The following is a 14,609-nucleotide window of genomic DNA, read 5'->3' as shown; positions in this document are numbered from 1 at the left end:
GCCTGGCCCGCGGCGGCCACCGGTCTGCTCCTCACCACCCGAACGGCCGAATTCAGCCTCGCGAACGCCGACACCCTCGGCCGGGGTCGGGTCACCCGACTGGTCGGCGCCCATCTGGTCAACGATCAGACCGTCGTCTTCGCCCCGCGCAGTCCGATCCGGTACGACGCCGAGTCGCGCTCCGGGTCTCGGACACCCTGGCAGGCGGCGCGCTCGGCGACACGGCGGCCGCCCCGGGGGGGGTGCCGGTACTGCCGGCCTTCGCGGGTCTGTGTCCGTCCGGCCGCGGCTCAGCCGGGAGGAGGCGTCGGCATGAACGCCACGGTCGCGGTGATCCTGGCCCTGGGGACCGCGGCGGTGTGGCTGGGCCGAGTGGTCTGAGTGGGCGGATCGCGGTCGATTGTCAGTGGCGGTCGCTACGGTTTCGACCATGACCGACTCCGAGATCGAGACCGAGACCGGGTTCCTGAGCGAGACGCGGGTGTTCTACGACGCGATCGCCGAGGACTACGCCGTCCTGTTCCAGGAGGAGCTGAAGGGCCGGCCGCTGGAGCGGGCGATGCTCGGCGTCTTCGCCGACCTGGTGGACGGCGAGGGGCCGGTGGCCGACCTGGGGTGCGGTCCCGGTCGCACGACGGGGCGTCTCGCCGCCCTGGGGCTGGACGTCTACGGCCTCGATCTGTCGGAGTCGATGCTGGCGATCGCCCGCCGGGAGAATCCGGGTCTGCGGTTCGAGCAGGGCTCGATGCTGGACCTGGACCTTCCCGACGGGTCGCTGGCGGGCGCGTTGTCCTGGTACTCGTCCATCCACACCCCTGTGGACCGGCTGCCCGCCCTCTTCACCGAGTTCCACAGGGTGCTGGCACCCGGCGGACCGCTGCTGGTCGCCTTCCAGGCGGGCGACAAGCACCGCCACCACGACCGCCCCTTCGGCCACGACGTGTCGCTGACCTTCCAGCGCCGCCAACCCGACTTCGTGGCCGGGCTGTTGACGGACGCCGGCTTCGCACTCCATTCCCGGACGGTTCGCGAGGCCGACGAGAACCTCGGCGAGACGTCCCCGCAGGCCTTCCTCATAGCCCGCAAACCGGCCGCGGCCACCACCCCCTAGAGCGCCCCGGCGATGTCCAGCGCCGCGATGTAGCCGAACGTCATCGCGGGACCGATGGTCGACCCGGCGCCCGCGTAGCTGTGCCCCATCACGGCGGCGCTGGCGTTCCCGGCGGCGTACAGACCGGGAATGACGGACCCGTCGGCCCGCAGGACCCGCGCCCGCGCGTCCGTCACCAGACCACCCTTGGTGCCCAGGTCGCCCGGGACGATGCGGAAGGCGTAGTACGGCGGCAGCCAGAGCGGGGCGAGGCAGGAGTTCGGGAGGACGGACGGGTCGGTGTAGTAGTGGTCGTACGCGCTGTCGCCGCGCCCGAAGTCCGGGTCGGTCCCTTTCAGGGCGAGGGAGTTGAAGCGGTCGACGGTGGCGCGCAGCGCGGCGGCCGGGACGCCGACGGAGGAGGCGAGGGCGTCGAGGGTCCATGCCTTGTGGGCGGCGCCGGAGCTGTACCAGTTGTCGGGGAAGGTGAAGGTCGGCAGGACGTCCTTGAACAGGTACCGGTTGCGGTAGTTCTGGTCGACGATCAGCCAGGCCGGGATGTCCGGGTCGGTGGGATTGCGCCGGTACATGGTGTGGACGACGTCGCTGTAGGGGGCGGCTTCGTTGACGAACCGAGCGCCGGCCGCGTTGATGAGCAGGCCGCCGGGGAGGGTGCGTTCGGCGAGGCAGAAGTACGGCTGGTCGGGCAGCGGGATGGCCGGTCCCCACCAGGCGTCCTCCATCAGCCCGAGCGCGCCGCCCACCTGCTGCCCGGCCCGGATCCCGTCCCCGGTGTTCTCCTTCGCGCCGACCGTCCAGTCGGTCCCGATGGGCTGCTGCTGGTACTGGGCGCGCATGGAGGCGTTGTGCTCGAACCCGCCGGAGCCGACGACGACGGCACGGCGGGCGCGTACGAGCCCGGAGGTGCCGTTCTTCGTCACGACCGCGCCGGTGACGGCACCACCCTCGACGTACAGACTGGTCAGCGGGGTGCCGAGCCACACCGGAACCCCGGCGTCCATGAGCCCCTTGCGCAACCCGGCGGCGAGCGACTGACCCATGGTCAGCGGCTTCTGTCCGAGCAGCGCCGCCTTGGTGCCGCGTGCCAGGCACTCGGTGGCGACAGCGGCGCCCTTGACGCTCACGGCGGCGAGGGCGAGCCACTTGTAGTCGGCGCTGAAGACGACCATGCCCGCGGGGACCTGCATGTACGGCGGGTTGAGATGGGCGAGTTCGGCGCCGAGGAGGTTGCCGTCGAACTGGTCGGGTTCGATGGAGCGGCCGTTCGGCAGGCCGCCGGGCAGCTCGGGGTAGTAGTCGCTGTAGCCCTCCATCCACCGGAATCGCAGCGGGCTGTTGGCCATGACGAAGGAGATCATGTCGGGCCCGTGGGCGAGGAAGGCCTGCTGGCGCGCCGCGGGGACGTCCGATCCGACCACGGCCGCGAGATAGGCGGCGGCCTTGGCGGGGGTGTCCGGGACACCGGCGGCGAGGATCACGGAGTTGTTGGGGATCCACACCCCGGCTCCGGAACGGGCCGCCGACCCGCCGAAGGTGGCCGCCTTCTCCACGACCACGACACCGAGCCCCTGCTTGGCCGCGGTGAGGGCGGCGGTCATCCCGGCGGCACCGGAGCCGATGACGACGACGTCGTACGTGCCGAGCAGGGGCAGATCGGCGGCACCGGCACCGCGGGCGCCCGCCGCGAGGGCGAGCCCCGCGCCGGCCGTCGTACCGAGCACCTGTCTGCGGGTGGGTCGGGCTGTTCGTCTCGCACGGTCCGCGCTTGTGGACATGTCGGTTCCTTCTACCGGATGAGGACAAGGGGACCGGAATGTGGCGCGGGGGTCTTGGGAAGTCAAGAGCCGTGCCGGCCGGGGCCGAGCACGGTGAGGCAGTCCTGCCAGGCACGTTGGGTCAGCAGGGGCTGGAAGCGACTGAAGAGGGCGAGGAGTTCGGGGCCCCACTGGGTGCGGAAGTCGCGGTTGCGGTGGGCGAGGTCGAGTTCGTTGGCGGCGGTGAGTTCGGCGAAGTCCCGGCGGAGGTGGTTCGCGGGGGCATGGGTCCGGCCGGTGAACCGGTCGTGGAAGAGGCCGCCCGGGGCCGCGAGATCGGGGTAGGTGGCCCTGCGGTCGCAGCTCGCGTAGAGATGGACGATCTCCTCGGCCTCCGGCCCGATCACGGAGGCCAGTTCGCCCCGCCGGTCCAGCGACAGCAGCGCTGTCGGGAATCCGTCCGTGCCGTAGGCGGCGTGGCAGAGCCCGGCGAGCTGGAGCGCGGGCCGCGCACCCCAGCCGGCGAGCCGCTCGCGCACCCGGTCGAGATGGGCGAGGAGCGTGCCGCCGGGGTGCGGCTGACGGTCGGCGCCGAGGTCCCGCATCAGGGCGGTGGCTCGGTGCTGGGGGGTGAGCAAGGTGGGGGGCACGGTGAAGTCCCTTCGGCGTATGGGTCGGCACCCGCTCCGGCGCCTGGAGCGGGTTGCCGCCCTTGGGGGCCCTCAGAGGATCGTCGTACGCGGTCCTCGGCACAGTCAATCCTTGGGATTTCTGCCCAACTCCAAGTGTTAACTTGGGTGTTGTGACCCTCGACGACCTGCGTGTGTTCGTGGCGGTGTGCCGGGCCGGAAGCCTCAGTTCGGTCGCGCGCGATCTGGGCTGCACCCAGTCGGCGGTCAGCCAGCACGTCAAGCGGCTGGAGCGGGAGACCGGGGTGGCGCTTCTGGAACGGCAGCCGCGCGGAGTCGTCCCGACGCAGGCCGGCCGGGTGCTGGAGGCCGCGGCGGCCGAGGGGATCTCCGGACTCGACCTCGCCGTACGGCAGTTGCGGGACCTGGTCGAGGGCGAGAGCGGGTACGTCCGCGTCGCGACGGGTGCGACGACCGTACGCCACTTCATGTCGGACGCGGTGGTTCGCTTCCGGCGCCGCTATCCGAAGGTCAACGTCGAGTTCCGTACGGTGAGTTCGGGCCGCGGCAGTTTCGACGCGCTGGCCGACGGCACGCTGGACCTGGCGTGGATCACCCTCGGTCCGCCGGTGCGCGGGATCGAGCAGCGGGCGGTGGTCGACCTGCCGTGGGTGCTGGCGGTGAGGGACGACGACGTGTGGGCCGGACGTCCGTCCCTGGACGCGGCCGAGCTGAACGACATACGGCTGATCCGCCTCCCCCCGAACTCCGCGTCGGCCGCACACCTGGAGTCGGCCTGCGCGGAGTTGGGGATCGGCTTCGGGTACGACACGAGTGTCGCGGACTGGGACACGGCACTGCTGCTGGCCGAGTTGGGGGTGGGGCGTGCGCTGGTACCCGCGCTGCCGGGGCTCGCGGTGCCCGGGGACGGGACCTTGCGACTGATCCCGGTCCCGGCCCTGCGCCCCCTTGCCGTCGGATGGGCCGTACGCCGCTGGGACGCGCTCAGTCCTCCGGCGCGGGCGTTCGCGGACACGGTCGTCGAGAGTCGCCGGCGGGGCTCGACTTCGGCTCCTTGAGGGGCAGTTCGGCCCAGACGGTCTTGCCGACGGTGCGGTGGGTGACGCCCCAGGCGGCGGCGAGAAGCGTCACGAGGACGAGCCCGCGGCCTCCGTCGCCCTCCGGGTCGGCGGCGGCGAACCGCAGCGCTCGATCCCCGCGAGCGTCACTCACTTCGATACGCAGAGTGTCCTCGGCCGGCAGCAGCGACAACCTCAGCTCGAAGTCCCGCCCGGGCACGCGCCCGTGGGTGACGGCGTTGGCGGCGAGTTCCGCGACGACGTGCTGTGCGGTGTCGTTCAGGTCGCTGTCGTGCGGGAATCCCCAGGCGTGCAGTTGCTGCGCGGTGAGGTGACGGGCGAGGCGTGCGCCTCGGGGCGTCGAGCTGAGGCGCTGGGCCAGTTCGGCGGTGGGGGTGCTTGTGGGGGTGGAGATTTCGGCGTTCACGTGACTGAGAGTGCTGGGTTGTCTCTACCCTGACCAGGAGCAACGGGGCGACTGTGGGTAGCTGTACGGCTGCGTTGGGTGCGCGGTACGGCTTGTCGGGCGGGAGGGTGGAGCCGTGGAGGAGCGGAGGCCGGAGACACCGGCGGAAGCCGAGGGGACGACGGGCTTGTTCACGGCCCTGGGCAAGATGCTCAGGCTGCTGCGGGAGCGGAGGGGGTTGACGCAGAAGGAGTTCGGCGAGCTGGTGTCGTACGGGCCGGACCAGATCTCGGCGATGGAAAGGGGCGTACGGACACCCCAGCCGGACTTCCTGGAGAAGGCGGACGAGTTGTTGGACGCGGGCGGGTTGTTGAGGGAGGTGATCCCGGACGTCAGGGAGGCGATGGCGAAGGCGCGGACCAGGCATCCAGAGTGGTATCGGAGTTACGCGGCACTGGAGGCGGAGGCGGTCGAGCTGCACTTCTACGCCAACCATGGCGTGCCGGGCCTGTTGCAGACCGAGGAATACGCACTGGCCGTGTTCACCAAGCGGCGCCCCTTTCTCGACGAGGAGACCATCGAGAAGCGGGTGGCTGACAGACTCTCTCGCCAGCAGGTCTTCGAGCGCCGCCCCGCACCGATCGTGAGCTACGTACTGGAAGAGATCGTGCTGGACCGGCCGATCGGCGGGCGGGGCGTTCATGCGGACCAGCTACGGCGGCTGTTGCGGGTCGGCGAGATGCGTAACGTCGAGATCCAGGTGATGCCGACCGCACTGGAGGAGCACCCCAACATGGACGGCGCGTTCAATCTGCTGACGCCCAAGAAACACGCCCAGGTTGCGTACACGGAGGTCCAGGGGTTTCCGCGGCTGATTACGGACCAGGAAGAGGTCCGCAAGATCGTCGACCGCTATGGGATCCTGCGGGCGATGGCGCTCTCTCCCTCGGAGTCCCGGGCGTTGATCCAGAAGAAGCTGGAGGAGCTATGAGCAGCAGCGAACTCACCTGGTTCAAGTCCAGCTACAGCGGCGGCGAGGGCGGTGAATGCCTCGAAGCCGCCGTCACCCCCGCCACCGTCCACATCCGCGACTCCAAGCACCGCCCGGAAGCCGGCCCCCACCTCACCGTCTCCCCCACCGCGTGGGCCGCTTTCCTCGCGTCCACGAAGTAACCGGCGCGTACGAAACTGTTTCGTTTTGCAGTCGCACAGGGTAAGGTCGAAGAGGAAGGATACGTACGAAACCGTATCGTTCACCTGGAGAGGGTGAGGGAAGTGACCGAGGTCGCAGCGACGTGGCGCAGTCGGTTCACGGCCGAGCGCGAGAGCGAGTTGTACGAGACCGTGCTGGAGCTGCTCGGCGAGGTCGGGTACGACGGACTGACCATGGACGCCGTGGCCACCCGCACCCGGACCAGCAAGGCGACGCTCTACCGCCAGTGGGGCGGCAAGGTCGAGCTGGTCGTCGAGGCGATGCGGCACAAGAGGTCCGGCGTCGTCGCCGACGTGGACACGGGATCACTGCGAGAGGACTTCGACGTCCTGCTGGACCGCGCGGCCGAGTCTTCCATGGAGGAGACGTCGTCGCTCATGCGCGGCCTCGCCGTGGCGATGCACCGGCATCCGGACCTGGGGCGGGTGTTCCGGGAACGGATCCTCAATGTGGAGCTGGAAGCCTTCCAGCGAGTGCTGCGGCACGCCGTCGACCGGGGCGAGATCCACGCCGACAACCCCGCCCCGAACCACGCGGCCCACATGCTGCTCGGCGGCCTGGTCGCCCGTGGTCTGCTGGAAGATCTGCCCCCGACCCGCGCCTTCCTGCGGGCGTACGTCGACGCCGTGGTCCTCCCCGTCCTCCTCGCGCCTCCCCCGTCCCGGAACAGCGTCACCGCCTGAGCACTTCGAGAGGCAGCGTTCATGACCAGCACCCACACAGGCGGCCTGCGGGCCCGGATCCGCACCAAGGACGGCTGGGCCGTCCCGCACGCCGTGCTGACCGTCACCGACATGGCGGGACAGCAGGCGGTCCGTCATGAGGCCACCGCGGAGGGGCTCGTCGCCACCGACGCCCTCGCGCCCGGCACGTACACCGTGATCGTCACCGCCCTCGGCTACGCCCCCGTCGCCTCCACCGCCATCGTGACCGCCTCCGGCGGCGCCGACCTCGGCTCGCTCGTACTGGCCCGGGCCGGGGGCGTGGAGCTTCCGCCGCCCGGACCGTGGACCATCGACCCGGCGCACTCCAGTGTCAGCGCGGTGGCCCAGCATCTCGGGCTGACCAGTGTGCACGGGCGGTTCAAGGAGTTCGGGGGGCGGATCGAGGTCGCGGAGAACCCGCTGGCGTCGAGCGTGGAGGCGGTCATCGAGGGTGCCTCGATCGACACCGGCAACGGGATGCGCGACGGCCATCTACGCTCCGCCGACTTCCTCGACGTGGACCTCCACCCGAAGATCACCTACCGCAGCACGGGCATCACCCCGGCCGGTGAGGCCCGTTGGACCGTGCACGGCGAACTCTCCCTGCGGGGCGTGGCCCGGTCCGTCGATCTGGACCTGTCCTACCTGGGCACCGGCCCGGACCCCTGGGGCGGGGTGCGGGCGTCCTTCCGCGCCACCACCGAGCTGCGGCGCGAGGACTTCGCCATGAACTACAACCAGGTCGTCCAGGCGGGCGTCGCCGCCATCGGCGCCACCCTGCGCGTGGAACTCGACGTCCAGGCCGTCCAGGGTGAGCGACTGCCGTCGCTGGGCTGAGCATCGGGACCGTATGTCGGGAGCGTAGATACGACAGCGTCCGCCGCCCTGGACTCCGGGTGGCGGACGCTGCCGCATGGGGGTCGGTGGGTGCTGGAACTCCCCGTCAGGACTCCTTGTGGCCCAGCAGGATGTCGACGCCTTCCCGGCCGCCGTCCAGCGTGACCTGGGTCGCCACCGGCGGGTAGCCGCTGGCGATCACCGTGTACTGCTCGCTGGAGAGGTCCGTGAAGGCGTAGCTGCCGTCGACGCTCGTGGTGCGGGTTCCGACGACGTTGCCGGCGGCGTCGATCAGGGTGACCCGGGCGTCGTCGAGCGCCCGCCCGTCGGGCGTGTGCACCGTGCCCCGCAGGGTCGCCGCGACGGTCAGCTGGATGTCGCAGCGGGCGGTCTCGGCGGTGACGGTGGCGGTTACGGCGGCCGGGCGGTGACCGGGCGCGCTGACGCTCAGCGTGTAGTCGCCGGGCAGCAGGTCGCCGATCCGGTAGCCGCCGTCCATGCCGGTCGTCGTGGAGGCCGTCACGTCACCGTGCTGGTCGGTCGCGACCACCAGCGCGCCGGGCAGGACCTCCCCGTCGCCGCCGCGCACGGTGCCGGCCAGTCCGCCGGGGCTCGGCAGGATCACCAGGTCGTGGGAGACGGGCTCGCCGTTCAGGGTCAGCGTGACGACCTGCGGCTGGTAGCCGGGCGCCGAGCCGATCAGGACGAGGCTGCCGTGCTCTGCGGTGTCCACGGCGTACGTGCCGTCGGGGCCGGAGACGGCTCGGGCCAGCTGGCGGCCGGAGTTGTCGAGCAGGGTGACGGCGGTGCGGGGTACGGGCGCGCCCGTACCGTCGCGCACCTGGCCCCGGACGGCGGCCGCGGTCGCGGCGGGGAGCACGGCCGTGGTGGCCCTCGCGGCGGCCGGCGTCTCCGGGACCGTGGCCTCGACGGGCGCCCCGGCCTCCTCCGCAGGCTCGCTCGCCCTCTTCTTCGCGCGGAACAGCAGCGCCGTGACGATCACCGCGAAGGCGAAGAAGCCGGCCGACCACCAGTAGGCGACCTCGTAGCTGTGCAGCGCCGCGTTCGCCTTGACCAGCGGGTCGGTCAGGTGGTCCTTGGCGTAGTCGGTGGCGGCGGTGGCGGCGAGCGTGTTCAGCAGCGCGGTGCTGATCGAACCGCCCACCTGCTGGGTGGTGTTGACAGCCGCCGAGGCCACGCCCTGGTCGCTCGCCTGCACGCCGAGGGTGGCGTAGCTCATCGCGACGGGCATCGACATGCCGAGTCCGGCGCCGAGCAGCAGCAGCGGCCCCAGCACGTCCGAGGCGTACCCGCTGTGCAGGCCTAGGCGGGTCAGCCAGATCATGCCGCCCACGGCGAGGAGCATGCCGACCGGTACGACGATCTTGGGGCCGATCCTCGGCACCAGCACGTTGGTGGACAACTGCGCCATCACCATCAGGGCGGCCACCATCGGCAGGAAGGCCACACCGTTCTTGACCGGTGAATAGCCCAGCGTCGACTGGAGGTAGTAGGTGAGGAAGAGGAAGACGCCGAACATGCCGGCGGAGGAGATCAGCACGGTCGACAGGGCGGCCGCGCGGTCGCGGTCGGCCAGGACGCGCAGCGGCAGTACGGGGTGTGCGGCCCGGGTCTGCCAGAAGAAGAACGCGACCAGCAGGACCCCGCCCGCGACGAGGAAGCCCCAGGTCATCCAGTTGTCCCAGTCGTGCGTCTCCGCGTTGGCGAAGCCGTATACGACGCCGAACAGGCCGCCGGAGACCAGGAGGGCACCGAGGATGTCCAGCTTGGGCCGCTCGGCCGGGACGGAACGGCTGATGAGGACGATCGCGCCGATCAGCGCGGGAACGGCGATGACGTCGTTGACGTACAGCGTCCAGCGCCAGTCGAGGTACTCGGTGAGCAGACCGCCGAGGACCAGGCCGACGGCCGCGCCGGAACCGGCGATGGCGCCGAATATGCCGAACGCCCTGGCGCGTTCCTTGGCCTCGGTGAAGGTGGTGGTCAGCAGCGAGAGCGCCGCAGGGGCGAGCAGGGCGCCGAACAGGCCCTGCACCACGCGGGCGATCACCAGCATCGTGAAGCCGTTCGCCGCGCCGCCGAGCGCGGAGGCGGCGGCGAATCCGACGATGCCGACGACGAAGGTGGTCTTGCGGCCGAAGAGGTCGGCGAGGCGGCCGCCGAGGAGCAGCAGGCTGCCGAAGGCCAGCGAGTAGGCGGTGACGATCCACTGCCGGCCGTTGTTGTCGAAGCCCAGGTCCTGCTGGGCGGAGGGCAGTGCGATGTTCACGATCGTGGCGTCGAGCACGACCATGAGCTGGGCGAGGCCGATCACGGCCAGCGCCCACCAGCGGTGTTTGGACGGAGCTTGGGTCTGGCCCGAGGGCCCGGCCTGGGCGGTGGCGACCGGGATGGCTTCCAAGGTGGTACTCCCCTCAGGGGGCTGGTTGTTCAGCACATCGGTCCGAAACGGTTTCGTACAGCAAACCATGCCAACGTATGCCACCCGGGCAGCGAAACGCAAACGTTTCGTTAGCTTCACACGGACTGCGGAACGGGTCACACGCGGCCGTTCACCGCGCGTACAGGCCCTCGACCTCCGCCTCGAAGTCCCGCAGCACGACATCCCGGCGGAGCTTCATCGACGGGGTCAGATGCCCCTCCGCCTCGGTGAAGTCGCGGGGCAGGACGGCGAACCGCCGGATCGACTCGGGCCTCGACACCAGCTTGTTCGCCTCGTCCACCGCCCTTTGCAAAACTTCTCTCAACTCCTCGTCGTCGACCAGGAGTTCCGGCGGCACCGGGTGCTTGCCGTTCATGCGGCGCCAGTGGCTGAGGCCGTCCATGTCGAGGGTGATGAGCGCCGCGATGTAGGGACGGCGGTCGCCGACGACCATCACCTGGGAGATCAGCGGGTGTTGGCGGAGCCAGTTCTCCAGCGGGGCCGGGGCCATGTTCTTGCCGCCCGCGGTGATCAGGATCTCCTTCTTGCGGCCGGTGATGGTCAGATAGCCCTCCTCGTCCAGGCGGCCGATGTCCCCCGTGGGGAACCATCCGTCGGTGTGCGAGGGGATCACGCCGCCGCCGTGCGGGTCCCAGTAGCCGCGGAAGATCTGACCGCCGCTGAGCAGGATCTCGCCGTCGGCCGCGATGCGCACCCTGGTCCCGGGCAGCGGCCAACCCACCGTGTCCAGACGGGATTTGAGCGGCGGGGTGACGGTCGCGGCGCCGGTCGACTCGGTGAGGCCGTAGCCCTCGTAGATCTCCATGCCCGCGCCCGCGTAGAAGGCGGCCAGACGGCGGCCGAGCGGGGAGCCGCCGGAGATGATGTGCCGGATCCTGCCACCCATGGCGTTGCGGATACGGCGGTAGACCAGCGGGTCGTAGAAGGTGCGGGCCGCCTTCAGAGCCGTGCTCGGGCCCGAGCCGGTGCCGGCGTGCCGGGCCTCGGTCGCCTCGGCGTGCCGGACGGCGACGTTGACGGCGCGGTCGAAGACGGAGACCCGGCCGCCGCTCTCCGCCTTGGCGCGGGCGTTGTTGAAGACCTTCTCCAGCATGTAGGGGATGACCAGCAGGAAGGTCGGGCGGAAGGCGGCCAGGTCGGCGAGGAGATCCTCGGCCTGCAGGCTCGGGGCGTGGCCGAGGCGGACCCGGGCGCGGACACAGGCGATCGCCACCATGCGGCCGAAGACGTGCGACATGGGCAGGAAGAGCAGGGTGGAGGGGTCGTCGGCCTTCGACTTGAAGATCGGGTAGAGCAGCTCGATCGCGTTGTCGACCTCGGACAGGAAGTTGCCGTGGGTGAGGACGCAGCCCTTGGGACGGCCGGTGGTGCCCGAGGTGTAGATGACCGTGGCGAGCGTGTCGGGGACGAGCATGCCGCGCCGCACACCGACCTCCTGGTCGGGGACGGGCTGCCCGAGTTCGGCGAGCCGGTCGAGGTGGCCCTTCTCGACGATCCACATGTGCCGCAGGTCTGGCAGCTGGCTCAGCTCCGGGCCGAGGGCCGCCGCCTGCCCCGCGTTCTCCGTGACGAGGGCCACCGCGCCGGAGTCCTGGAGGATCCAGCGGGTCTGGAAGACCGAGGAGGTGGGGTAGATGGGGACGGTCACCAGGCCCGCCGCCCAGGCCGCGAAGTCCAGGAGCGTCCACTCGTAGATCGTCCGCGCCATCACGGCGATCCGGTCGCCGGGGACCAGCCCCTCCGAGATCAGCCCCTTGGCCAGGCCCAGCACCTGCCGCGCGAACTCCGCCGCGGTGACGTCCGTCCAGCCGCCGTCCTCCGCGCGGCGGCTGAGGACACGGGCGTCGGGCGCCGTGTCCGCGTTGTCGAAGGGCAGGTCGGCGAGCGAGCCGTGCGTGGGCGGCGGCACGAGCGGGGGCACCGACGTCTCGCGCACCTCGCCGTCCAGCCGGCGGATCTCCGGCTCGACGAGCTGAGGTACGCCGTCGTAGTCGGACGCGGCGGGGTAGGGCACGGACACGGACATGGCAGCTCTCCTGGGGCGTGCAGCTCGGTACCGCTCTGCAGTGGTACGTGCGGTGCGTACCGAGTTGTTCACCGGCGGTGCGTGGCCGGGATGTTACCGCGGGTTACAGCAGAAAGGATACGTCTCGGCCATGGCGAGTTCGTGGTGATCCGGAAATGCTCCGGCGCCGGGGCTGTGCAGAACGCTCCGCTGGGGGAGCCGATTTGGGGCCGTCTTCGGCTGCGGCGCCGCTGTGGCTGGTCGCGCCCACGCGGCGGAGCCGCACATGTCACAGCCCCGCGCCCCTTTACGGCGCTGTCGCGCCGTAGGGGGCGTACAACTGCTCTATCTGCGGGGCGAACTCCTCGGCTATCGCCTCGCGGCGGAGTTTCATCGACGGGGTCAGGTGGCCCGCCTCCTCCGTGAAGTCGCATGGCAGGACCGTGAAGCGGCGGATGGACTCCGGGCGGGAGACCAGTTTGTTGGCCTCGTCGATCGCGCGTTGCAGGACTGTCCGCAACTCCTCGTCGTCCAGCAGCAGTTCGGCGGAGACCGGGTGCCTGCCCCTCATCCGGCGCCAGTGGTTGACGCCCTCCATGTCGAGGGTGATCAGGGCGCCGACGTAGGGGCGGGCGTCGCCGACCACCATGACCTGGGAGATCAGCGGGTGTTGGCGGAGCCAGTTCTCCAGCGGGGCCGGGGCGACGCTCTTGCCGCCCGCCGTGATCAGCATCTCCTTCTTGCGGCCGGTGATGTGGAGGTAGCCGTCCTCGTCCAGCCGCCCGATGTCGCCGGTGGGGAGCCAGCCGTCGGCGGTCGCCGGGACGACCCCGCCGGCGTTCGGGTCCCAGTAGCCGCGCAGGACATGGCCGCCGGCCAGCAGGATCTCGCCGTCGGCCGCGATGCGCACCTTCGTGCCGGGCAGCGGCCAACCGACCGTGCCCAGACGGGGCTTGAGGGGCGGGGAAACGGTGGCCGCGCCCGTGGTCTCGGTGAGCCCGTAGCCCTCGTAGACGTCGATGCCCGCGCCCGCATAGAAGGAGGCGAGCCGGCGGCCCAGCGGGGAGCCGCCGCAGATCATGTAGCGGACCCGGCCGCCCATGGCGTTGCGGATACGGCGGTAGACCAACGGGTCGTAGAAGGCGCGGGCGGCCTTCAGCGCGGCGCCCGGGCCGGGGCCCGTGCCGGACTGGCGGGCCTCGCGCGCCTCGCCGTAGCGGCAGGCGACGCCCACCGCGCGGTCGAAGGCGCTGACCCGGCCGCCGGTCTCGGCCCGTGCGCGGGCCACGTTGAACACCTTCTCCAGCATGTACGGGATGGCGACGAGACAGGTCGGCCGGAAGCTCGCCAGGTCGGGCAGCAGTTCCTCCGACTTCAGGCTCGGCGCGTGTCCGAGGCGCACGCGTGCCCTGATGCAGGCGACAGCCACCATACGGCCGAAGATGTGCGACATCGGCAGGAAGTGCAGGACCGACGCCTCTTCGCTGGTCCGGGCGCGGAAGACCGGGTAGAGGAGCTCGATGGCGTTGTCGACCTCGGCGAAGAAGTTGCCGTGCGTGATCGCGCAGCCCTTGGGGCGGCCGGTGGTGCCCGAGGTGTAGACGATCGTGGCCAGCGTGTCGGGGCCCAGCATCCCGCGCCGTACGGCCACTTCCTGGTCCGGCACCTGTGCGCCGAGCTCCCCCAGGCGCTCCACATGACCCTTGTCCATGACCCACAGGTGCCGCAGATCGGGCACGCGGTCCAGTTCGGGGCCGAGGGCAGCGGCCTGGGCGCCGGTCTCCGTCACCAGGGCCACCGCGCCGGAGTCCTGGAGGATCCAGCGGGTCTGGAAGAGGGAGGAGGTGGGGTAGATCGGCACGGTGACCAGACCGCAGGCCCAGGCGGCGAAGTCCAGGAGCGTCCACTCGTAGACCGTACGGGCCATGACGGCGACGCGGTCGCCCGGTGTGAGCCCGGTCGCGATCAGTCCCTTCGCCGTGGCCAGCACCTCGGCGGCGAACTCGGCGGCCGTCACGTCCGTCCAACGGGCCGCCTCGGTACGGCGGCTGAGGACACGGTCGTCGGGGGCGATCCGGGCGTTGTCGAAGGGCAGGTCGGCGAGCGAGCCGTGGCGCACCGGGGGGACGAGGGGCGGTACCGAGACCTCGCGCACCTCTCCGTCCAGCCGGCGGACGGCGGGCTCCACGAGGACCGGTGTGCCGTCGTACGCCGTGGAGTGGACCACCAGGTCGGCGGGCGGGTGCGAGGTGGACACGGGCGACTCCAGATGTTCAACCCAGCTGCCCTGCAGGGGAGTTGTCGCAGGTCAAGGGGAGGAGATCGTACGGTGCCTGCGTGATGGTCCGGTGAGGGTACGGAGGTGGTCCGGCGGTGGGCGTGCGTCAGGGATGTGCAAGGTCGTCGC

The 14,609-nt window shown here is 70.9% G+C and carries 12 protein-coding genes; 6 read left to right on the top strand and 6 right to left on the bottom strand.

The annotated features are described in order from the left end of the window. The first annotated feature begins 430 nt into the window (after positions 1-430). Positions 431-1,111, top strand: a complete 681-nt coding sequence (locus ABZZ74_RS39010; protein WP_356773325.1) for a methyltransferase domain-containing protein — start codon at positions 431-433, stop codon at positions 1,109-1,111. On the opposite strand, the gene kstD is transcribed toward ABZZ74_RS39010, so the two are convergent. Together kstD and ABZZ74_RS39000 are read right to left on the bottom strand one after the other, a co-directional pair. Next, positions 1,108-2,886, bottom strand: coding sequence for a 3-oxosteroid 1-dehydrogenase (gene kstD / locus ABZZ74_RS39005; protein WP_356773323.1), 1,779 nt, complete (start codon positions 2,884-2,886; stop codon positions 1,108-1,110). The genes ABZZ74_RS39010 and kstD overlap by 4 nt on opposite strands. A gap of 62 nt (positions 2,887-2,948) precedes the next feature. After that, positions 2,949-3,470, bottom strand: coding sequence for a DUF6817 domain-containing protein (locus tag ABZZ74_RS39000; protein ID WP_356773404.1), 522 nt, complete (start codon positions 3,468-3,470; stop codon positions 2,949-2,951). A gap of 197 nt (positions 3,471-3,667) precedes the next feature. On the opposite strand from ABZZ74_RS39000, the gene ABZZ74_RS38995 reads away from it, so the two are divergent. Then, positions 3,668-4,573: a LysR family transcriptional regulator gene (locus tag ABZZ74_RS38995; protein ID WP_356773321.1), complete on the top strand. Its 906-nt coding sequence runs from the start codon at positions 3,668-3,670 to the stop codon at positions 4,571-4,573. Here the strand turns inward: ABZZ74_RS38995 and ABZZ74_RS38990 are convergent. Next, positions 4,500-5,000 carry an ATP-binding protein gene (locus tag ABZZ74_RS38990; RefSeq protein ID WP_356773319.1) on the bottom strand — a complete coding sequence of 167 codons (501 nt, stop codon included), beginning with the start codon at positions 4,998-5,000 and terminating at the stop codon, positions 4,500-4,502. The genes ABZZ74_RS38995 and ABZZ74_RS38990 overlap by 74 nt on opposite strands. A gap of 115 nt (positions 5,001-5,115) precedes the next feature. Between ABZZ74_RS38990 and ABZZ74_RS38985 the strand changes: the two genes are divergently transcribed. The 4 genes from ABZZ74_RS38985 (at position 5,116) to ABZZ74_RS38970 (ending at position 7,733) form a co-directional block, all read left to right on the top strand. Beyond that, the gene (locus tag ABZZ74_RS38985) at positions 5,116-5,970 is read left to right on the top strand and encodes a helix-turn-helix transcriptional regulator (protein ID WP_356773317.1); all 855 of its coding nucleotides are present in this window, start codon (positions 5,116-5,118) and stop codon (positions 5,968-5,970) included. Then, complete coding sequence (locus ABZZ74_RS38980; RefSeq protein WP_356773315.1) at positions 5,967-6,152, top strand: DUF397 domain-containing protein; 186 nt, start codon at positions 5,967-5,969, stop codon at positions 6,150-6,152. Before ABZZ74_RS38985 ends, ABZZ74_RS38980 begins: the two co-directional genes overlap by 4 nt. 102 nt (positions 6,153-6,254) lie before the next feature. Further along, positions 6,255-6,875 carry a TetR/AcrR family transcriptional regulator gene (locus tag ABZZ74_RS38975; protein ID WP_356773313.1) on the top strand — a complete coding sequence of 207 codons (621 nt, stop codon included), beginning with the start codon at positions 6,255-6,257 and terminating at the stop codon, positions 6,873-6,875. Positions 6,876-6,896: 21 nt separating this feature from the next. Then, positions 6,897-7,733, top strand: coding sequence for a YceI family protein (locus tag ABZZ74_RS38970; RefSeq protein WP_356773311.1), 837 nt, complete (start codon positions 6,897-6,899; stop codon positions 7,731-7,733). A gap of 106 nt (positions 7,734-7,839) precedes the next feature. Here ABZZ74_RS38970 and ABZZ74_RS38965 read toward each other — a convergent pair whose 3' ends face one another. From ABZZ74_RS38965 to ABZZ74_RS38955, 3 genes are all read right to left on the bottom strand, one after another. Then, on the bottom strand, positions 7,840-10,155 hold the full coding sequence (locus tag ABZZ74_RS38965; protein WP_356773309.1) for an MFS transporter: 2,316 nt from the start codon (positions 10,153-10,155) through the stop codon (positions 7,840-7,842). 151 nt (positions 10,156-10,306) lie between these two features. Beyond that, entirely contained in the window at positions 10,307-12,223 is a 1,917-nt protein-coding gene (locus ABZZ74_RS38960) for an AMP-dependent synthetase/ligase (protein WP_356773307.1), read from the bottom strand. Between the two features lie 286 nt (positions 12,224-12,509). After that, a complete protein-coding gene (locus tag ABZZ74_RS38955; RefSeq protein ID WP_356773305.1) occupies positions 12,510-14,459 on the bottom strand; it encodes an AMP-dependent synthetase/ligase in 1,950 nt (649 codons plus the stop codon). Positions 14,460-14,609: the final 150 nt, after the last annotated feature.

It is taken from the genome of Streptomyces sp. NPDC006476 (genome assembly GCF_040612015.1).
In the GTDB taxonomy this organism is placed as follows: domain Bacteria; phylum Actinomycetota; class Actinomycetes; order Streptomycetales; family Streptomycetaceae; genus Streptomyces; species Streptomyces griseorubiginosus_B.
The sequence above is the reverse complement of the archived record's forward strand: the minus strand, read 5'-3'. Positions and strand labels throughout refer to the sequence as shown.